Source organism: Gemmatimonadota bacterium, assembly GCA_009838645.1.
In the GTDB taxonomy this organism is placed as follows: Bacteria; JAAXHH01; JAAXHH01; order JAAXHH01; family JAAXHH01; genus JAAXHH01.
In genome coordinates, this window is sequence record VXRC01000038.1 from 1 (window position 1) to 19,178 (window position 19,178).

At 63.0% G+C, this 19,178-nt stretch carries 19 protein-coding genes; 8 read left to right on the plus strand and 11 right to left on the minus strand.

Annotated features, from left to right (window positions below):
* Both F4Y38_10390 and F4Y38_10395 read right to left on the minus strand, forming a co-directional pair.
* A partial coding sequence (locus F4Y38_10390; GenBank protein MXY49682.1) for a 2-oxoacid:ferredoxin oxidoreductase subunit beta occupies positions 1–783 on the minus strand: 783 nt, incomplete at its 3' end.
* 12 nt (positions 784–795) lie between these two features.
* Entirely contained in the window at positions 796–2,646 is a 1,851-nt protein-coding gene (locus tag F4Y38_10395) for a 2-oxoacid:acceptor oxidoreductase subunit alpha (protein MXY49683.1), read from the minus strand.
* Between the two features lie 718 nt (positions 2,647–3,364).
* On the opposite strand from F4Y38_10395, the gene F4Y38_10400 reads away from it, so the two are divergent.
* Genes F4Y38_10400 through F4Y38_10410 form a run of 3 tightly spaced genes read left to right on the plus strand, consistent with a single transcriptional unit; the run spans position 3,365 to position 5,221 of the window.
* Positions 3,365–3,655 (plus strand): hypothetical protein, encoded by a 291-nt coding sequence (locus tag F4Y38_10400; protein MXY49684.1) that lies wholly within the window; start codon positions 3,365–3,367, stop codon positions 3,653–3,655.
* Entirely contained in the window at positions 3,645–4,451 is an 807-nt protein-coding gene (locus F4Y38_10405; GenBank protein MXY49685.1) for a phytanoyl-CoA dioxygenase family protein, read from the plus strand. Before F4Y38_10400 ends, F4Y38_10405 begins: the two co-directional genes overlap by 11 nt.
* Positions 4,448–5,221: a phytanoyl-CoA dioxygenase family protein gene (locus tag F4Y38_10410; protein MXY49686.1), complete on the plus strand. Its 774-nt coding sequence runs from the start codon at positions 4,448–4,450 to the stop codon at positions 5,219–5,221. Before F4Y38_10405 ends, F4Y38_10410 begins: the two co-directional genes overlap by 4 nt.
* 44 nt (positions 5,222–5,265) lie before the next feature.
* Here F4Y38_10410 and F4Y38_10415 read toward each other — a convergent pair whose 3' ends face one another.
* From F4Y38_10415 to F4Y38_10425, 3 genes are read right to left on the minus strand one after another with little or no spacing between them, the layout of a single operon-like run.
* Complete coding sequence (locus F4Y38_10415) at positions 5,266–6,624, minus strand: DUF1727 domain-containing protein (protein ID MXY49687.1); 1,359 nt, start codon at positions 6,622–6,624, stop codon at positions 5,266–5,268.
* Between the two features lie 35 nt (positions 6,625–6,659).
* Entirely contained in the window at positions 6,660–7,067 is a 408-nt protein-coding gene (locus F4Y38_10420) for a VOC family protein (GenBank protein ID MXY49688.1), read from the minus strand.
* Positions 7,068–7,098: 31 nt separating this feature from the next.
* A complete protein-coding gene (locus F4Y38_10425; GenBank protein ID MXY49689.1) occupies positions 7,099–8,523 on the minus strand; it encodes an aminotransferase class V-fold PLP-dependent enzyme in 1,425 nt (474 codons plus the stop codon).
* 357 nt (positions 8,524–8,880) lie between these two features.
* On the opposite strand from F4Y38_10425, the gene F4Y38_10430 reads away from it, so the two are divergent.
* The 5 genes from F4Y38_10430 to F4Y38_10450 all read left to right on the plus strand — a co-directional run bounded on the left by F4Y38_10430 (position 8,881) and on the right by F4Y38_10450 (position 13,228).
* Positions 8,881–9,222: a hypothetical protein gene (locus F4Y38_10430; protein MXY49690.1), complete on the plus strand. Its 342-nt coding sequence runs from the start codon at positions 8,881–8,883 to the stop codon at positions 9,220–9,222.
* A 44-nt stretch (positions 9,223–9,266) separates the two neighbouring features.
* On the plus strand, positions 9,267–10,394 hold the full coding sequence (locus tag F4Y38_10435) for a mandelate racemase/muconate lactonizing enzyme family protein (GenBank protein ID MXY49691.1): 1,128 nt from the start codon (positions 9,267–9,269) through the stop codon (positions 10,392–10,394).
* Positions 10,395–10,403: 9 nt separating this feature from the next.
* On the plus strand, positions 10,404–11,192 hold the full coding sequence (locus F4Y38_10440; protein ID MXY49692.1) for a DUF1189 domain-containing protein: 789 nt from the start codon (positions 10,404–10,406) through the stop codon (positions 11,190–11,192).
* A 39-nt stretch (positions 11,193–11,231) separates the two neighbouring features.
* Entirely contained in the window at positions 11,232–12,896 is a 1,665-nt protein-coding gene (locus F4Y38_10445; protein ID MXY49693.1) for a hypothetical protein, read from the plus strand.
* A gap of 92 nt (positions 12,897–12,988) precedes the next feature.
* Complete coding sequence (locus F4Y38_10450; GenBank protein ID MXY49694.1) at positions 12,989–13,228, plus strand: hypothetical protein; 240 nt, start codon at positions 12,989–12,991, stop codon at positions 13,226–13,228.
* Between the two features lie 186 nt (positions 13,229–13,414).
* Here F4Y38_10450 and F4Y38_10455 read toward each other — a convergent pair whose 3' ends face one another.
* From F4Y38_10455 to F4Y38_10480, 6 genes are all read right to left on the minus strand, one after another.
* Positions 13,415–14,395 carry an aldo/keto reductase gene (locus F4Y38_10455; protein ID MXY49695.1) on the minus strand — a complete coding sequence of 327 codons (981 nt, stop codon included), beginning with the start codon at positions 14,393–14,395 and terminating at the stop codon, positions 13,415–13,417.
* Between the two features lie 57 nt (positions 14,396–14,452).
* Positions 14,453–15,295 (minus strand): sugar phosphate isomerase/epimerase, encoded by an 843-nt coding sequence (locus tag F4Y38_10460; protein MXY49696.1) that lies wholly within the window; start codon positions 15,293–15,295, stop codon positions 14,453–14,455.
* A 10-nt stretch (positions 15,296–15,305) separates the two neighbouring features.
* On the minus strand, positions 15,306–16,217 hold the full coding sequence (locus F4Y38_10465; protein MXY49697.1) for a dihydrodipicolinate synthase family protein: 912 nt from the start codon (positions 16,215–16,217) through the stop codon (positions 15,306–15,308).
* Positions 16,218–17,318 (minus strand): Gfo/Idh/MocA family oxidoreductase, encoded by a 1,101-nt coding sequence (locus F4Y38_10470; protein ID MXY49698.1) that lies wholly within the window; start codon positions 17,316–17,318, stop codon positions 16,218–16,220.
* Positions 17,319–17,419: 101 nt separating this feature from the next.
* Entirely contained in the window at positions 17,420–17,749 is a 330-nt protein-coding gene (locus tag F4Y38_10475) for a hypothetical protein (GenBank protein ID MXY49699.1), read from the minus strand.
* 28 nt (positions 17,750–17,777) lie between these two features.
* Positions 17,778–19,124 (minus strand): aspartate aminotransferase family protein, encoded by a 1,347-nt coding sequence (locus F4Y38_10480; protein MXY49700.1) that lies wholly within the window; start codon positions 19,122–19,124, stop codon positions 17,778–17,780.
* Between the last annotated feature and the right edge of the window lie 54 nt (positions 19,125–19,178).

Genomic DNA, 19,178 nt, shown 5'->3' on the forward strand with positions numbered 1-19,178 from the left:
GGTGTAGATCTCGTCTCCCCAGATCATCGCCTTCTCGCAGGCCGTCTTCCAGTCTCCGGGATCGTGTCCTTCGTCCTCCAGCTTCTTGACGCGCTGCTTGAAGAAGGGGTAGTCGTTGTCCTTGTTGAACGTGACGCAGGGGCTGAATACGTCGATCAGCGCAAAGCCGCGGTGCTGGACGGCCTGTTCGATGAGCCCGGTCAGATGGCGGGCGTCGCCGCTGAAGGCCCGGGCTACAAAGGTCGCGCCGTTCATGATCGCCGCCGTGATGGGGTTTATCGGCGCTTCCACGCTGCCGAAGGGCGTGCTCTTGGTCCGCATGTCGATACTGCTGGTAGGGGATACCTGTCCCGTGGTCAAACCATAGATCTGGTTGTCCATGACGATATAGGTCAGATCGACGTTCCGCCTCGCCGTGTGGGTGAAATGGTTCCCGCCGATCCCGTAGCCGTCGCCGTCTCCCCCCGTGACGAACACGGTGAGTTCGTGGTTAGCCATCTGCGCGCCCGTGGCCACGGCCAGGGCACGTCCGTGCAGCGTATGCATGCCGTAGGAGTTGAAGAACCCCGGGAAATTCGAGGAGCAGCCGATCCCGCTGATCGTGAGGATCTCATGGGGCCGGAGTCCCAGGTTCACGCAGGCCCGCTGCAGGCTGCTCAGCACGCCGAAATCGCCGCATCCGGGACACCAGTCCGGATCCACCTTGCCCTTGAAGTCCTTCGCTTTCAATGGCGCTACCGGTTTCGCTTCCACTTCCTCGCGTGGTAAAGTTTCCACTGACATGTTGAAGACTCCTTAGACGATGACTTCTTGATAGGGCACGAAGATGTCCGTCGTTCCGGCCAGCAGCTCCCGGACGCCGTCCACGATATGATGGGGCATGAACGGCTCGCCGTCGTACTTCCGGATGTGGCCGTCGGCCGAAAGCCCGGTCTCGCTACGCAGGTACCGGTGGAACTGGCCGGAATGATTGTTCTCCACGATCACGGTCTTTTTCGCCTTGTCGAAAACTTCCTGGATGGCGTCCACGTGCAGGGGGACGATCCACTTGATCGGCAGGTGGTTTACGGCGACGCCATCGCGGTGCAGGATTTCCACCGCCTCCCTGATCACGCCGAGGGTCGATCCCCAGCCAATGAGCGTGATCACGGCATCTTCTGCGCTCGAACCCGAGAGTACCGGCGCATCGATGCGCTCCGCAACGTTCTTGAACTTGCGGGCCCGCTTTTCAACCATCTTGCGCCGCTTGTGGGGATTGGTGAACTCGTCGCTGACCAGGACGCCGTCTTCATCGTGTTCGTCGGTGGCCACCACGTGTGCGTATCCCTCCACGCCCGGCAGCGCGCGGGCAGAAATCCCAGTCTCCGTGTTCTCGTACCGCAGGTAACCGTTGCTCGGCGCGCCGATTAGCCCGTGTCCGTTGGAAAGTTGCGAACCCGTCGGGATGTCGCTCGCGCCGTTACTGGACTCGGTGATCAGCTCCCCCCGGTCTATTCCGGGTTGCATGTCGATGGCGTCCGGGTCGACGCTGAACGTGCCTTCGGAGATCAGCAGATCGGATATCACGATGCCCGGGCACTGGAATTGATCCACCAGGTTGAACAGTTCGGGTACGGTATTGAAGGCGTCCAGCGCATCGGTCGGCGCCACGATGAACCGCTCGAAATCGCCCTGGCTCGCGCCGAGAACCTGCCAGAGATCGCCCTGCTCCGTCTTGGTCGGTACGCCCGTGGATGGACCGGCGCGCTGCACGTCGATGAAGACGACCGGGATTTCCATCATGGCCGCGCTGCCCACGGCCTCGGTCATCAGCGCGAAGCCGCCGCCCGACGTGGCGCACATGGACCGGCAACCCACGTGGGCGGCGCCGATGGCCATGTTGGCCACGCCAATCTCGTCTTCGACCTGGCGCACCATGATGCCCAGTTCCCGCGCGTTCTGCGCCATCCAGTGGAGGACGCCCGTGGACGGGCTCATGGGATAGGCGCAATAGAACTTGACCCCGGCGGAGGCGCCGCCCATGGCCAGCGCGTCGTTGCCCGTCCATACGGCAAGCGGCTTGCCGCCGGAGGGCAGGGACTGCGCGAAGGGTTCGAAGTGCGCCGCGGCGTAGTCGTAACCCGCGCGGGCCACGCCCACGTTCTCGTCGACCACTTCCTGTCCCTTGCGCTGAAACTGCATGGTGATGATGTCTTCCAGAATCTGGAAGTCCACGTCGAGCAGGTAGAGGATCGTCCCGAGCGCCACGGTGTTCTGCACGAGCTTGTTGCGGTTGTTGTCGGTCAGTTCGTTGATGGGCAGCGGGCAGAGGTGCACGCCGTCCTCCGAGGTGCCGGGCGTGATCGTGTCGCTGTTGTAGAGGACCCGCGTGCCGGGTCCCATGAGGCCCAGGTGCCGGTCCATCGTGTCCTGGTTCAGGCAGACCAGCAGGTCGAGCTTGTCGCCGTGGTTGTGGACCGGATGATCGCTGATCCTCATCGTGAGGAAGATATGACCGCCCCGGATGATCGACTGGTAGGCATTGTAGGCGTTGAGATGCAGTCCGCGGCGAATGAATATCCGGGCGAGCACGTTGCCCGGTGTGGCGATACCCTGGCCCGCGGCGCCGCCTATGGCAATGGCAAAGTCGAATTGGTCAGAACTCATCGGATTCTCCTGTCTGTACATCACGGACAAGCTGATCTGCCGACGTGCGTACGCGTTTCTGTCAAGGTAGTACACAGCATAGTGGGAACCAACAAAATACACAGTCCCCGGTGGGGTGTCAACCATTCTATTCTTTTGTGGACGGAGACCGCCCGTTCGGTTTTCGCGGGAGACTAGGGTACGGCTTTCCGGCCTGGAATTTGAGCTTGACGCCGCGCCGGCGAAGATATATATATTCAGTGAGGGACCGGGAGACGACTCGCGGTTGACATCGTGCTTCGAGTCAGCATTTGTTGGCCGGTTTCCCGTTCTCCGCCTTTTTATTTTATATACGAGCCCCCGGTTTCGGCCGGGGGCTTGTGTTTTGATCCCTTCATATCGGCAACGGAACCCGAAAAACCGGTGCCCGGGGGAAGACCGGTTGACGCTGTCGTAATTACTGGATAATTATAGTAAGACAGATATTAAGTAAGACAGATATCAAATTGACCGGTAGACGCCGACAGCAAAGGTAGACGCTGACGGCGCATCGGAATGGCGTCTTGTGGGAGGAAGAATGGCCGGTACAATAGAGGAATGGGTAAACCGCGCCGAAACGAAAATCGCTGGCGGCGGGGGAGTATCACTCGAGGATCTCGAAGCGCTGAAGGCGATGACGGGTGAACCCCGGCAGCACCTGCTGTAAATCTGGGCGAACGCGGACCAGATCACGGCCGACGTGATCTCCTGGAACTATTTCGGACCCTTTGACGCCGAGTACCAGTTCGATCCCCGCCACGAATGTCCCTACTGTAACATCAAGGAGGCCCTGGCGGACGGCTGGCGTATCATCTCCTTCCCGAAAGTCGAGTATCCCCTGGAAAACACCCATAACCAACTGGGCCACGAGTTTATCCTGGAGCGTTTCTTCCCACCGGGCGGCGGCCTGCCCCATACGCCCCACGGCGCAAGGAAACAGGAAACGGCGCCTAAGCACCACCCGCGGGAAGGAGCCGAAGATGGCCGATGACTTCAGGGCGCTGAAGAAGCAGTTCGTGGACACGGATTACGTCCTGCTCGAAGACTGGTTCGAAGCGGAACTGGTGGCGCGGATCAGCGGGGACAGCCTGGCCTACAAGGGCATCTCGGTGTTCGAGCGGGAGAGTGTCGGCGACCTTCTCGCCCATCCACGAGTCGTGGATTTCGTGGCCTACCTGCTCGAATCGCCCGATATCGCCATCAGTCCCTTCCGGTTCTGGAACCACCTGACACCGGGCGGAACGAGCGACGGCGGGGGTTGGCACGTGGACGACACGTGGATGGCGGACCGCCCGCTGACGGAGCTCCTCTGCATGTACTATCCGCAGGACGTCGCCGAGAACATGGGACCGACCATGCTGCTGCCCGGCAGTCACCGGAGGTTGTATACACCGAGCCAGACCGGCAAGCTCGGGTGGATCCGGGGCCAGGAGAAGCTCACGGTAAAGGCGGGATCGCTGGCCATAACCTATCCATCCATCCTCCATGCCAGGGCCGCCCATTTCTCCAAACGGCCGAGGTCCATGATCAAGTACGGCTATGAAATCGCGGATGACCGGTACGGCTACTACGTCACGCGGGAAACCTACGACAACCTGATCAGGTCGGAGGCGGGTCGCGGATTGATACGGTACGCCGAGGTCAGGAACAAACGGGACGCGGTGTGGAACAGCTACTGGGACTTCCACCAGAGCTACACGTTTCAGGACTTCAAGCACCAGATCGGCATCGTGGGCCGCGCCTTGCGAAAACACCTTGAACACGAACAGCGGGGAGGTCCGGTTTGAACGGCGCCGATATCGTAAGCCGGTACGAGGAAGATGGCTATGTCGTCCTGCCCGGGGTCATCGACGGCGATCTGACCGCCGAAGCCCAGGGCCATGTCGAGTGGATGGGAGAGAAGTACCCCGACGTCCGGCCGGAGCAGTACCATCACCACCTCATCGTGGACGATCCGTTCTGGATCCGCCTCTGTACCGACCCCCGGCTCATCGACGTCATCGAACCCTTTCTGGGGCCCGACATCGCGCTCTTCGCAGCCCATTACATCAGCAAGCCCCCCGGGGACGGGCAGCCGGTGCTTTGGCACCAGGACGGGAATTACTGGCCGCTGGAGCCCATGGAAGTCATTACCATCTGGCTGGCCGTGGACGACTCGACCCCGGAGAACGGGTGCATGCGGGTCATACCCGGCAGCCACAGGGGCCAGCATCTGTACCGGCACCGTAGAACCGAAGGGGATAACGTTTTGAGTTCGGAACTGGATGTGAAGGTGGATGAATCCGAGGCGGTCGATGTCGTCGTGCCGGCGGGCGGCGTGTCCCTGCACGATCCCTACCTGATACACGGTTCGAAGGCCAATCTTTCAGACCGTCGCCGGTGCGGGCTGACCCTCCGTTATATACCCACGACCACACGCATCAAGCGCGAGAACTTCCCCGCATACCTGTGCCGGGGCGAGGCCGTGGACGGAATCAATAACTACCCTCCGCTCCCCCGGTTCAGACCCGGCGATCACTACCCGTTCAAGGGGAGCGACCGGCCGCCCTGGAACTGACGGCCGCGCTGGCACTGACGTCGTGCTGTCACTTTCAGCCGCGCTCAGATAACTCCCATGTCCCGCAGTTCCCGCCTGACTGCGTACATGGCGCTTTCGGTCGCAAGGACCCACAGGCGGTCGCCCGGGGTGAGCCGCCGCATGATGTCGTGAAACACGTCGCTAACGTCCGCGGCTGAAGCCATGTCTTCCGCGTCCATCTGCTCGTCCATCAGGGCCAGGTGCGCGCCGCCCGCGCCGGCCACGTGCACGGACCTCGAATGGTTTACCATGCCTACCAGGTCTTCATCCACGATCCACGGCCCGTCGCGTCCTCCCTGTACGGCCTCGTCCAGAAGGAACAGGAAATGGCCCCGCTGCCGGTCCAGCCGGCAGGTCCTGAGTGCTTCGAGGAGCGAGGTCCTGTTCTTGATTGTCATCAGGCGGGCTTCCCGGTCATGAATCACCACCCGTTCGTCCCGTCCTCCGGTGGACCTCACGGATTCCAGGCCCTTTCGTATCGTCACGGGACTCAGGCCGAGGGATAACGCGGCCGCCGCGGCCGCCGCGGCGTTGTACACGTTGTGCAACCCGGAGAGACGGAGGCGCACGTCCAGCGGACCCCGCGGCGTGATGATCCGAAAGTTCGATTCATCCGGTTCCAGATCCACATCGATCGCGTAGACGGTGGGCAGCGGCCTTTCCCAACCGCAGCCTTTGCAGACGTAGTCGCCCAGGTGGGCCAGGCTGGTGATGCGATAGGTCAGTGGAACGCCGCACCGGGGGCAGGGCACCTCCGGGGTGGCCGCATCCGCCAGGTGCAGGCGTTCATCCTCTACGCCGTAATAGGTCAACCTGGGCGGCACGCCGCGCGTGAGTCCGCCGCAGAGGACCGGATCGTCTGCATTGACGAGGATGTGCTGTCCGGCGGACATGGTGCCGAACCAGTCGCACCACTTCCCGATCAGGGCAGCGCGGTCGACCCCCTGCACCGCTTCGTCGTCGTACAGGTTGTTCAGTACGAGCGTACCGGGATTGCATATCTTGATCGCCCGGTCGAGCATGCCGGTCTCGAATCCGAACACGCCGTAGTCCGCTTGGATCCTTCCGCGGCGGTCGGTCGCCCGTACCAGGGTGGAGACCACTTCGTCGAGGGATGGGGCGATGTCTTCGGGGTAGAGCGTCCGGGCATCGGCCTGCTGCAGAATCGCGGCCAGGATCCGGCAGGTCGTATGCTTGCCGTTCGTTCCGGTAACCCCGGCCACGCCCTGACTGAACTGGCGCACCAGGGACCGGACCAGGCCCGGCCAGAGGGCGGCGGTAAGGGTGCCGGGCGAGACGCGTCCACGGGAGAAATCAAACAACTCGGCCGCCCTCGCGGCGGACTTGTCAATGGAAAGGGCGGCCGATTTGAGCATACGCATAGGAGGTTGATCGAAACCGGGGAATCAACCCTTGGTCATATCTTCACGCCCCGCCACTCGTCCCGGTCACCGGAAATGTCGACGATGTTGCCGTCGGGATCGATGGCCTTGAAAGCGATCTCCGGCGGGGTATCGGAGGAGATGGCGTCCCGGCCCTTCACGGTCTTCGGCGCTTTGGCACCCCAGTTCCGGACCCTGTGCCAGGCGGCGTGAAGGTCGTCCACCAGCACGCCGAAATGGATATACTCCTCGCCTTCCTCTAGCGAGGGCCGCGACGGATCGTCATGGGGCAGCAGCGTGATGTTGGCGGTGCCGTCGCTGAGATCGACGGCCTCGCCGTTGCCCCGCCGGCCGATAAAGGTAAAGCCGATCACATCCTCGTAGAAACGCTGCGAGACCGACACGTCCCGGCACCGCAATGCGAGGTGACGCAGATAGGCCATTACGCCTCCCTCCGGAGCTGATCGTCCAGAATTACAGGCGCTTCTCTTTCGCGATTTCCTCGATGGCGCCGATAAATTGGTCGGTCTGCGCGTCGGTCACCATGATATGCATCGACGTCCGGTTGGCGTCCCAGTTGATCTCGTCGTGCGTGACGTTCCGGATATAGATACGGTGGCGATCCCACAGCATGTCGTTGACATCGCGCGTACCCACGCCGGTGACCTTGAACGAAACGAGCGCCGCGCTCATGCGGGGATCGGGCGAACTGTATACTTCCACGCCGTCCATGTTGCGCAGGGCATTGGCCACGCGCGTGGCCTGGTAGCGGTTCCGGCTCTCGACGGCGGCCGGTCCGATCATGTTGTGGAAGTCCAGCGCCGCGTCGATGGCGACCCGTGCCGGGGCGTTGGAAGAACCCCGCAGTTCGAACTTGGAGGCGCCTGCCAGGTACTCTTCGTAAAACACCTTGGCGAAGCCCGTGGGTTCCTGTCCGTACATGGTCAGTCCGTTCACCGGACCGGCGTACAGGGTCGGCCACACCTGGTCCAGGATATCCTCTTTCACGTAGAAGAAGCCCGTGTACATGGACGCCATCATCCACTTGTGGCACGGCCCCGCGTACATGTCGCAACCCAGGTCGTGCATGTTCAGGTCGAGCATGCCCGGAGGCTGCGCCCCGTCGACCAGCGTGATGATGCCCTTCGATCGGGCCATCTCGCAGATTTCCTTCACAGGGAGGACGAGCCCATCGCCATAGTTGATATGGCAGAAGCTGAGCATCTTCGTGCGCGGCGTGATGGCGGCTTCGAAGGCCTTGAGCAGCGCGTCGGGACTGTCGGGCGGGTGGTACTCGGGGGCGGAGAGGTCGATCATGACGGTCTTCGTCCCCTGGCGGACGGCCCGGAGGTTGATGGGCTGCACGCCGCTGGAGTGATCGTGATTGGTCGTCACGATCTCGTCGCCCGGCTCCATATCGATGCCGAAGGTGCCGAAGACCATGCCTTCGGTCGTGTTGTTGGTGAAGGCGACCTCGTTCGACTTGCAGCCGAGGTACTTCGCCATCTTCTCCCGCATCTGTGCCCGGAAGTCGCTGTTGTAGACGTAACTGGTGTAACTCTTGTAATCCGTGTTCGCGCCTTCGAGCGCGGCGATCTGCGCCCGGTGCACCGGACCCGGGGACGGTCCGCGCGTTCCGGTGTTCATGTAGGAAACGCCGTCGCGGATGATGTACTGGTCGGCCACCCAGTTCCAGTACGCCACGTCGTCGGGTTCCGGAAGGTGGTCTTCGGGCATTGGCGGCTTCGCCGCGGCCTTTCCGGTCATGGACAGGAGAGCCGTTCCGGCGGCGAGACCGCCCGCGATCCGGCCCATAAACCCTCTGCGGGACAACGCTTTCAGCTTTTCGGGATCTTCAAATTTCGGATCGAAGTTAAATCCGGACTCTTCCGTAATCATGGTGTATCTCCTAAGGGAAACCTCCGTACTTCCGCCGCATTCCGGTGGATGAACCGCCACACTCCGGTAGATCAGTCGGAGCAGGGCACCGTGACGGACCGTACCAAGGTCTATGCAGAAACAGCGAATTGTGTCGATGATCTGTAAAGAGAGTATACAGGGCTTCAAAGGGGGTATTCAAGTAAAAACTGCATTTTGGGATTTTACGGACAGCGGGGCTGATTTCTGGTTGCGGGGTAGGTGAAACAGCGCTTACTTGATAGGAGTTTGCCGGCATCTCCAGGTGCGACAGTTCTGGAATGGCTGGCATTCGGAACAGCCGGCAATATCCGTTTCACGCGCGATCGCCCCCAGGCCATGAATCTCGGCAGCATCATTCTGTTCGTCAAGGACATGAAAACGGTGTCCGCGTTCTACAGGGACGTCGTAGGGCTGCAGCCGGCGGAAGAGCAACCTTTCGCGGAGCAACGCTTTCTCAGATTCGATACCGGTTCCTGCCAACTGTGTCTCCACAGCGCCGCGAGTCCCAACGGGGGCCGGCAGAAGATCGGCTTTCACGTAGACAGTGTGCGCGCTGTTCACGAAGCGTTGAAATCCCGGGGACTGCGCCTGCGCCGACTGCAAAACGAAGACGGGAAAGCGTGTTTCGACATCTCCGACCCAGAAGGCAACCGCATTCAGTTCTGGGGAGACTACTAGGCGCAGAACCGGTCCCCACCATGGATTGAAGAAAGGTATCCGCAGTGAAAATCGAAGACATCGCCTCGTACTTCATCGGCGGCGGATACGTCATCCGCGTCCGGACCGACAGCGGGCTCACCGGGGTCGGACAGACGGCCTGCTGGGGATATCCCGATGCCGTGCACCAGATCGTGGAGCGGTTCAAAGACTACCTGGTGGGTCAGAATCCGTTCCGCATCGAGCATCACTGGCAGTATCTCTACCGCATGTCGCCCTTCCGGGGAAGCGCCCTGTCCGGGGCGGTCAGCGCCGTCGACATCGCCCTGTGGGACATCAAGGGCAAGCACTTCGGGGTTCCGGTCTGGGAACTGCTCGGTGGGAACTGCCGGGACCGGGTCAGGCTGCACCTGCTGGGCGGCGGCGGCACCCCGGAAGCCATGCTCGAATCCGCCCGGAACGCGGCGTCGGAGGGCTTCACGGCGCTCAAGTTCGATCCCCTGCCGGGCGGCTACCAGGACATGGCCCTCGACCGGATGATCCGCACCGCACGGGATCTCGTCGCGGCCGCGCGCGAAGGCGGCGGTCCCGACATGGATCTCATCGTGGAGGTCCACCGCAAGCTGACGCCGCTGACCGCCATGCCCCTGGCCAACGCGCTGACCGAATTCAACCTCTATTTCATCGAGGACCCCATCCAGATCGACAGCATCATGGCCCAGGGCGAAATCGCCCGGCGGATCGGGATCCCCGTCGGGAACGGAGAACGCCTGAACACCATCTGGGAGTTCCAGGAACTCCTCGCCCACGGGGGACCGCAATACGTGCGGCCGGACGTGGCCCTCGCCGGCGGCCTGACCCACTGCAAGAAGATCGCGGCCATCGCCGAGGCCCACCACTGCGCCGTCGTGACGCACAATTTCCTGACGCCCCTCATCACCGCCGCTTCCGTACACCTGGATACCAGCATCCCCAACTTCGTGACCCAGGAGTACAGCAAGGGCGATGAATCGGAAGCCAGCAAATTGTACCGGACCAACATACGCCGGGAAGGCGGCTACATCCCGATTCCCAGGGACCCGGGCCTGGGTGTGGAACTGGACGACGAGCGGCTGGAGGAAGCGGTTTTCACCCCGATGAATACCGCGAACACGTTGCTCAGGTCGGACGGCTCGGTAGCCAATTCGGTCTAGGATTTTGCCATGCGTCGATTCAGTTTGCTGCATCCGCTCTGGATGGCCTTCTACGACGGGGCGATTTACGAGGATGCGGCCCGGCACTGGCGAAATCGAACCTTCCTGTACCTCCTGTTGCTGCTGGCGCTGACCTGGATTCCCTTCACTCTCCAGATGCAGAACCAGGTGGATGACTGGGTCAGCCGGGAAGCCCCTTTTTATATCGACCAGGTCCCTGATCTCAGCCTGTCCGGCGGCGAACTGTCCTCGTCCTCATCCCGGCCGACGCTCCTGCGTGACCGGGACGGGATGGTGCTGGCCGTCATCGACCCCACCGGACAGTACACCAGCCTGGACGACACCGAGGCGCCGGTGCTGGTTACGCGCACCCAAGTATTTATCCGGGGAGAGGGCGACCAGGTCGACGTAACGTCCCTGCCGGACGGACCACCGGAGACGCTGACCCGGGAGGACCTGTACGTGATCGCCGACTGGACCCGGTCCCTGGTCAATACGCTGCTCTTTCCCACACTGCTCGTGCTGTCCTACGCGTACCGGGCCGTGCAGACGCTGCTGTACGCCTACGTGGCATCCTTTTTCACGGCGTCCACCGGAGGAGCGCTGCCTTACCGTACGCTCCTGAACCTGGCCATCATCGCCATCACACCGGCGGTCGTGCTGGACACCGTGCACATGCTCATGGAATCTCCGCTGCCGGACTGGTTCTGGTGGCCGGCATGCGTACTGCTTTCGCTGGGCTATCTGCGGTTCGGCATCCGGGTCACGCTGGACGCCGAACGGCAGGCGGCAGCCTGAAGCCTGATATTCTTCCACCCGCCTTAAGAAGGGACCGCCGTGAAACGAATACTGCTCTTGATCAACGCGCACAGCCCGCCGTTCAGCCAGTTCGCCGCCATGTTCGAGCGGCTCGTGAACGGTGCTTCGCAGTTCACCCTGGACGTCACCGACGACCGGAACGCGCTCTGCGACCCGTCGGATTACGATGCCGTGGCGCTCTACATCGCGTCCGGAGAACTGACCCGGGACCAGGAAAAGGGGATCACCGGATACGTACGGAACGGCGGCGGATTGCTGGCCGTGCACACCGCGAACGCGGGACTGGCGCAGTACGCCGACTACATCGAGATGATCGGCACCGAGTTCATCGGCCACGATCCACTGGGCGACTTCGACGTGGAAGTCGATCCGGCCTTCGACGACATCCTGCCGCGCATGAGCCGGAGTTTCCGCGTCCAGGACGAATGCTACAACATGGACATCAAGACCGAAGCACCGCTCAGGTGGTTCCAGCACGGCATTTGGAAACTCGAACGCCAGCCGTTGGGCTACCTGCGGGATTACGGAAAAGGACGGGTGTTCTACACCGCCCTCGGCCACGACAACCGCACCTTCGTCCATGCCGACTTCCAGGACCAGTTGATCAAGGGGCTTCGTTACGTGTGCGGGATGACCGACGGATCGCCCGTCCGGATCGGGCTGGTGGGCTACGGACCGCTGTTCGGCATGGGGAGGCACCACAGCGAGCAGATCGCCGCGACGCAGGGGTTCGAACTGGGGGCGGTCTGCGACCGGGACCCCACCCGGCTGGAAGCGGCGCGGGAGGAGCAGGGCGAGGACGTGCCCATGTTCGTGGATGCCGGGGAGATGGCGGGAAGCGGGCTCATCGACCTGGCCATCGTCATCGTGCCCCACGCCTACCACGCGCCGGTCGCGAAACCGCTGCTTGAAGCGGGCCTGCACGTGATCACGGAGAAACCCTTCACGGTCAAGGTTTCCGAGGCGGACGAGCTGATCGGCCTGGCCCGGGACCGGGGCGTCATGATCTCGGTGTACCATAACCGGCACTGGGATCCGGACATCCTTTCGATGAGGGAGATCGTCGACCGGGGCGATATCGGCGAGGTATACTCGATCGAAAGCGCCCTGGTGGGGTACGGCCTGCCGGGCCAGGCGTGGCGGTCCCACAAGCCGGTTTCCGGCGGGGCGATGTACGATTGGGGCGCTCATAATTTCGAGAAGATCCTGCAGTTGGTGCCGCGGTACGACGGACAGGGCAACCGGATCAACAAGCGGGCGAAGCTCTACGGGAACTACATGAAGCGGGTCTGGCACAGCAGCACCAACGAGGACTACTGCCGGGCCTACGCCCGTTTCGACGCGGGCGTCGAGGCGCAGTTCATGACCTCATCCATCCATGCGTCCCGCAGGCCCATGTGGACCGTCCAGGGAACCGCCGGATCGATCGTCATGGAAGGCGGGGACGGCGCGGGCACGGTGACCATGGCCTCGGCCGACGGCCGCCACCGCGTCGTCGAGGTGAAACCCTATGACCGTGGACATAACTGGCAAGGTTATTACAAGAACGTGGCCGATCACCTGCTCGCCGGCCTGCCTTTGGAGATCACGGGGGAATGGGCGAAGGGTCCGATACAACTCATTGAGGGGTGTGAAACGGCCTCGAGAGAGAACCGGCTGGTGGAAGTGGAATTCGATTTCTGATTGGCAGCGGACCCGAAAGAGACGTCGGATTTCGGAAGAGAGACGTCGGACCCGGAAGAGAGAAACCGGATGCTGGAAGAGAGAAGCCGGATATGACGAAGAAAGAAAAACTCGAAGCGGGCTTCACCATCCTCGCCATCCTCGCGCTCTGGCCGGTTATCCTGGGCTGGGAGAATCCGGCCTACCAGGTCGTCCTGGGCGTGATCCTGGTGGTATTCATCGCGCTCGTCGCGCAGAAGTTCCGCCGCATTCGAGCCATCTACAATGCCACCAGGGTGGAAGCGAAGAAGCGCAAGCCGCCTTCCGGGAACCGGGACGAACCCTTCGGCTGACGGGTCGGCGCCGTAGCGAGCGAGCCGTCCATAACGGGCGGGTCGGCGCCGTAGCGGGCGAGCCATCTGGTCAGGGCGGGTTCCCGACGCAGGGCAGGCCGGCGGGTCGGCGCCCATCACAGGCAAGGTGTCTATTACGGGCGGGCTCCCGACGCAGGGCAGGCCGGCGTCATCCTTTCGTCGAACTCAGGCGTATTTCCCGGGAAGATCCGGCTTCGAGACCTCGTCCAGGCGGGTGCGGTCCTCCGGATCGAGCGGCCATCCCACGGCCCCGAAGGATTCCTCGACCTGCTCGGGAAAATCCGGGCCGATGATGGGGGCCGTCACCTCTTCGTGGTCCAGGATCCAGGCCAGCGCCACCTGGGCCGGCGTCTTCCCGTACTTTTCCCCCACGTCGATCAGCGTCTGCACGATGCCGTCCAGCTTGTCGGTCATGGCCTCGTCGAAGGGATACTTCGAGCGGCTCAGTCCCGGACGGGGGTTCTTCCCCCAGGGACTGTTCTCGGGCGGTACGGCTCCGCGTCGGAACTGGCCGGTCAGCAGGCCGATGGCGAGCGGGCTGTAGCACATGAGCCCGAGCCCGTGGTCCCTGGCCATGGGCATGAGCTCGAGCTCGGTCTCCCACCGGGCCAGCAGGCTGTAGTTGTACTGCAGGCAGACGAAGGGTTCCAGGTTGCGCCGATCGCTGGTCCAGAGGGCATCCACCACCTTGTACACCGGCCAGTTGCTGCAGCCGATGTATCGGACCTTGCCCTGGCGAACGATGTCGTCGAAGGTCGAAAGGGTTTCCTCGAGCGGCGTGACCGGGTCGAAGCTGTGGGCCAGGTAGAGGTCGATGTAGTCGGTCTGCAGCCGTTTCAGGCTTTTTTCCACGCCCTGCATCAGGTTGAACCGTGAAAGCCCCGTGAAGTTGGGTCCCTTGCCCGCGGTACCGAAGATCTTGGTGCAAAGCACGACCTGCTCGCGCCGGCCCTTGAGCGCTTTCCCGATGATCTTCTCGGACCTCCCCTCCCCGTAGAACGCCGAGTCGATGAAGTTGCATCCCAGGTCGAGGGCCGTCTCGATCACCCGGATGCCGGCGTGTTCGTCGATCTCGCCCCGGAAGGCCGTGCCGAGACAGATCGGCGACACCTGCAGGCCGGTCGTGCCCAGATAGCGGTATTCCATGATCTTCCTCTCATAATCGGGTTCTCAAATAGCGCGCTGCGTGATGGCAAATCGTATTCACGGCCGGGGCACGCCGGCTTCGGAAAAGGCTTTTTCCAGGGTCCGGTAACACAGGGCGGCCGCTTCGAAAGGGTCGTATCCCGGTTTCCTCTGCACCATGTTGCTGACCTCCGCTGTGATGGAACCCTCGTATCCGGCGGCGTGCATGGCGCGCAGATAGGCCGGGAAGTCGAAATCGCCCTCTCCGGGCACGAGAAACTCGAAATCGGGCACGCGGCCCCGCTGGTCCTTGACGTGGGTATGAACCGCGTGGGGCGCCATGAGCCGGACCGCTTCCTCGATGGGCATGCCCAGAACGTCGAAGTGGCTGATGTCGAAATTGAGCCCCAGGTGGGGCGAGTCCATGGTCTCTACGAGCTGGACGGATTTCTCCGCGGTGTCCAGGGCGCATCCCACGTGGGCTTCCATCCCGATCACCACGCCGCTGTCCGCGGCGTAATCCACCAGTTCCCCGACCCGATCGAAGATGAAGTCCCGACTGGTTTCCCAGTCTTCCGGCGCGCCGCCCAGTACCGTGTCCAGGACCGGTGCGCCGCGTCCGTCGCTCCATTCCGCGGACAGATCGACAGCCCGTTTCAGCAGGCGCATGTTTTCGCGATGGGCATCGGGGTCCTCTTCGAGAAGCGAGCGGTGGGCGGCGACCGCGGGCATGGCCAGGCCGTATCCGGAACAGAGCGCCTTGATGCGCCGTCGTTCACCGGCGTCGAGCCCGTCCACGGCCGTCGTGTAGTTCGGCAGGACCGTCAATTCCACCGCGTCGAATCCCAGGTCGTGCAGGAACGAAAGGGCCTGGTCCACGGGGACTTTGGGCATGCCCCAGGTCGTATAGCCTATTTGCATGTGCGTATGTTCATTTAAGCATGCCGCCGTCCGTCAGGAACCCCTTGAGCTGCTCCATCTCCGCGTCCGAGAGATCGGGCAGGGGATTTCTCCGCCAGCGTCCGCAGATGCCGGCCAGTTCCAGGACGGCGTGCTGCGCCGCGTCGCCGCCCGCCGGAAAGGTGTTGTACAGATAGTCGAAAAAGGGCATGTCGTAGCGTGCGATGACGTCCGCGGCCCCATCGAGGTCTCCGCGTTCGATGGCGGTCCAGTAGGTTTGGGCCACGTCCGGCTTGAACTTGATGAAGGTCGACATATATCCGTCGCAGCCGTAGGGCAGCATGTCCATGTGGGTCTGCTTCTGGCCGCCGGCGAAGATCACCCACTTGTCGTGGGCCCTGACGCAGGCGCCCCGGGCGAAATCGGGACCGAAGTCTTCCTTGAATCCCACGACGCCCGGCACTTCGTCCAGGAGCCGTTCGACCGTTTCAAGCGCGCCCCGGACCCCCACGCTCACCAGGCCGGCGCTCAGGATGAAGGCCGGCACGGCCCGCGAAACCGCGCCGTAGTACGCCACGAGCCCGTCCACCGTCATCCCGCGGTCGGGCGGAGCGACGATCACCGCGTCCGCGCCGCGGTCCCGGGCGTATTCCGCGAAGGCGGCGGTCTGCGGCGTGGACCAGAACCCCGCGCTCGCGATGAACAGCGCCCGCTTGTTCACGACACCGGCGGTAAAGGCCGTCAGCTCGGCGACCTCCGCCTCGGTAAGCACCGAATAGAGACTGTCACCGGGCGTGAACAGGACGGTTCCCGCCCCGGCTTCGATGCAGAAATCCACGAACCGGCGCAATCCGTCGATATCGATGTCGTCATTTTCGAGAAAAGGGGTGTTGATCGAGGCGACGGGTCCGGCCAGGTGGTGCCGGAAGCGGTCCATGTCCATCTACGACCGCCCTTCTTCCGTCCAGGTGTCGAAGGGGTTGCCCGTTTCGGCAAAGGGGAAAACGACCCGTGCGCCCGTGATGTGGGAACGGTGGGCCGCCATGGCCATTTCGATATGGCGGCGGGCCGTGCGTGCGTGACAGAGCGCGTATTCGGGCTTTCCGCCTTCGATGAGGTCCATCATGGAACGGGCCATGCGATGGTGGGCGTTGATCCATTTCTCCCCGCCCGGTACCCGCTCGTGGGCGAGTACTTCCCAGCGGTCGTCGTCGAAGGGCTTCGGATTGGAATGGGGATGAAAGTAGATGTCCGGCCCGTCCTGCGTGGGGCCGGGCAGGACGAGCGTGCCGGCGGTTCCGTGGATGTCGATGCGATAGGGGTTCTCGATGCCGTCGCCCGCGAAGGACTCGAACTCCGCGTTGAAACCGTCGAACTGGTAATGGGCCCAAAGGCCGTTTCCCGCGGAGGTGCCCATGCCGAACAGCCCTTCCTTGCGGTCCGACGGGCGGGCCGGACGGCCGTCCTGGGTGATGATCGCCTGGCACCACGACGGTTCGCCGAAGAGTTGCCACAGGAAATCGAAGAAGTGGGGATAGAGATCGATAAGCCACTGGTCTCCCCCGTGTTCTCCGCCGAAACCGTACATGCGGGCCCATCGCGGCTCCCCGATCCCGCCGTCCCGGATCATGGGAATGGCCTGGCGCTGAATTTCCGGCCGTCCCCGCCAGGGGTGGGCCATGATCAACAGGACGCCGGCGCGGTCGCAGGCCTCCACCATGGCGTCCACTTCGGCCGGGGTGCGCGCCAGGGGCTTCTCCGCGTATACGTGAGTTCCCTGCTCGGCGGCGGTCAGCACCATGGCGAGATGGTTGCTCATCTCGTGGGTGGCCAGGACGACGATGTCCAGCTTCTCCCGCTCCAGCATATCCGTGTACCGGGCGTATCCTTTCGCCGCGCCCGTGCGTTGCAACGCCTCCTGCCTGCCCGCCTCGTCCGGATCGGCCAGTGCGGCTATCTCGGCGCCCTCCACGCCCACGAAGGCCTGGTCCAGGGAATGTCCGTAGTCTCCGCAGCCGGTGTGCCCGATGATGCCGATTTTCAACGCCGTGCTCCTGTTCCGTCAGCCCGGGATCGCCCGGATCGCCCGGATCGCCCGGATCGCCCGAATCGCCCGGATAGTCTGGTTATAGGAAGGGTCCCCGATCAGACGACGACCATGCGTTCGGTCTGGATGATAAACACCTGTGCGCCGCCTACCATGGTCGTTACCGCCTCGCCCAGCCCGAGCGCGTCGAGATGGGTGCCGATCTGCGCGACGTCGATGGCTTCCTCCCGCGCGTGGCAGTGGTTCTGGATGAGTTCGAGCACGGGAGGTACGCGTTCGTCGTCCACCCCGATCAACAGGGTGACGTTGCCGGCGCGCAGGAATCCGCCCGTGCTGCCGATTTCGGTGAACCGGAAATCGTTGTCGATCAGTGCATCGGTAAGATGCCGGATGTCCCTTTTGTTGACGATCGCGATGAGGAGTTTCATGGCGCGCCTCCTGGTCCCTGTGTCCTCTTCAGGCCGTAACCGATTCAATGGCCTCTCCGGCTACGTTAATCATCCGGTCCAGCTCTTCGGCGGTGACGACGAAGGGGGGAGCAAAGTTGACGCTGTCTCCCCGGCAACGGGTGTAGATACCGTTCTCGAGCATGTTTTTCACGATGCGTCCGCCGATCTTCGACGCGGGATCGTAGGGTTTTCGGGATGCGGGGTCTTCCACCACCTCCACGGCGGCCATCAGCCCGATGCCGCGGATGTCGCCCACGTGCGGCAGCGTCCGCAGCGTCCGCAATCCCTCCATCAGCTTTTCGCCCATGATCCTGCTACGCTCGATGAGGCCTTCGCGCTCCAGGATATCGAGATTCGCAAGCCCGACGGCGCAGCAGGTCGGGTGCCCGGAGTAGGTGAAGGAGTGGTTCCACTTCCGGTCCCCGGGGGCGTTCTGGATGCAGTCGTGTATTTCGTCCGAGACGATGATGCCCCCGAGCGGTACGTACCCGCTGGTGACGCCCTTGGCGAAGGTGATGATGTCCGGTTCGACGTCCCAGTAAGACACGCCGAACCAGTGGCCGATGCGGCCGAACCCGGTGATCACTTCGTCGGCGATCAGAAGCACTTCGTACTTCGTGCAGATTTCCCGTACCCTCGGCCAGTAGTCCTCCGGCGGCACGATGACGCCCGCCGCGCCCTGCACGGGTTCTCCGATGAAGGCGGCCACCGTTTCGGGGCCTTCCCGCAGGATCGCTTCCTCGAGGGCCAGGGCGCTCGCCTCGCCGCACCCCACCCCGGGGTTCTCCGGCCTGTAGTGATAGGGATAGGGCGCGTCGATATGGATGTATCCGGGCAGGCTGGATCCGAAGTCTTCCCAGTAGGCCTCCAGCCCGGTGGCGTTCATGGCGCCTATGGTCACGCCGTGATAGGCGTGTCTCCTGGATATGATCGTGGTCTTGTCCTGCCTGCCGGCCCGTTGCCAGAAGTACCGAGCCGTCTTGATCGCGCTGTCGTTGGATACGGCGCCGCCGGACGTGAAAAAGGTATGGTTCAGCGCGCCTGGCGCCCGTTCCTTAAGGCGGCTGGCCAGGCGTATGGCCGGAATATTCGTCGCCCCCGCGTAGCAGGAAAAGAACCCCAGTTCCTCGATCTGGTCCGCGGCGGCGGCTGCCAGCTCGCGCCGGCCGTGGCCGACGTTTACGTTCCAGAGGCTCGAAAGCCCGTCGATATAGCGGTTGCCCTCGATGTCGAAGAGCGTGGAGCCCTCGGCGCGTATGCAGATCAGGGGCTCGTCATGGTCGTCGCGGTGCTGCAGGGGATGGATCAGGTATGTGTCGTCCCTCAGCAGTTGGTCACGGTCGCCGTAGGTCATCGCGTGGTACTTTCTTTCGTATGCGTAACGGGAGTCGGTGAATGGGAAATTGAC

Excerpts from the sequence above, each read along its gene's own strand:
- F4Y38_10425 (MXY49689.1), bottom strand. The coding sequence starts at position 8,523 with ATGATTACGGAAGAGTCCGGATTTAACTTCGATCCGAAATTTGAAGAT.
- F4Y38_10440 (MXY49692.1), top strand. The coding sequence starts at position 10,404 with ATGCGTCGATTCAGTTTGCTGCATCCGCTCTGGATGGCCTTCTACGAC.
- F4Y38_10480 (MXY49700.1), bottom strand. The coding sequence starts at position 19,124 with ATGACCTACGGCGACCGTGACCAACTGCTGAGGGACGACACATACCTG.
- F4Y38_10405 (MXY49685.1), top strand. The coding sequence starts at position 3,645 with ATGGCCGATGACTTCAGGGCGCTGAAGAAGCAGTTCGTGGACACGGAT.
- F4Y38_10415 (MXY49687.1), bottom strand. The coding sequence starts at position 6,624 with ATGCGTATGCTCAAATCGGCCGCCCTTTCCATTGACAAGTCCGCCGCG.
- F4Y38_10455 (MXY49695.1), bottom strand. The coding sequence starts at position 14,395 with ATGGAATACCGCTATCTGGGCACGACCGGCCTGCAGGTGTCGCCGATC.
- F4Y38_10475 (MXY49699.1), bottom strand. The coding sequence starts at position 17,749 with ATGAAACTCCTCATCGCGATCGTCAACAAAAGGGACATCCGGCATCTT.
- F4Y38_10420 (MXY49688.1), bottom strand. The coding sequence starts at position 7,067 with ATGGCCTATCTGCGTCACCTCGCATTGCGGTGCCGGGACGTGTCGGTC.
- F4Y38_10395 (MXY49683.1), bottom strand. The coding sequence starts at position 2,646 with ATGAGTTCTGACCAATTCGACTTTGCCATTGCCATAGGCGGCGCCGCG.
- F4Y38_10460 (MXY49696.1), bottom strand. The coding sequence starts at position 15,295 with ATGCAAATAGGCTATACGACCTGGGGCATGCCCAAAGTCCCCGTGGAC.
- F4Y38_10430 (MXY49690.1), top strand. The coding sequence starts at position 8,881 with ATGAATCTCGGCAGCATCATTCTGTTCGTCAAGGACATGAAAACGGTG.
- F4Y38_10465 (MXY49697.1), bottom strand. The coding sequence starts at position 16,217 with ATGGACATGGACCGCTTCCGGCACCACCTGGCCGGACCCGTCGCCTCG.
- F4Y38_10450 (MXY49694.1), top strand. The coding sequence starts at position 12,989 with ATGACGAAGAAAGAAAAACTCGAAGCGGGCTTCACCATCCTCGCCATC.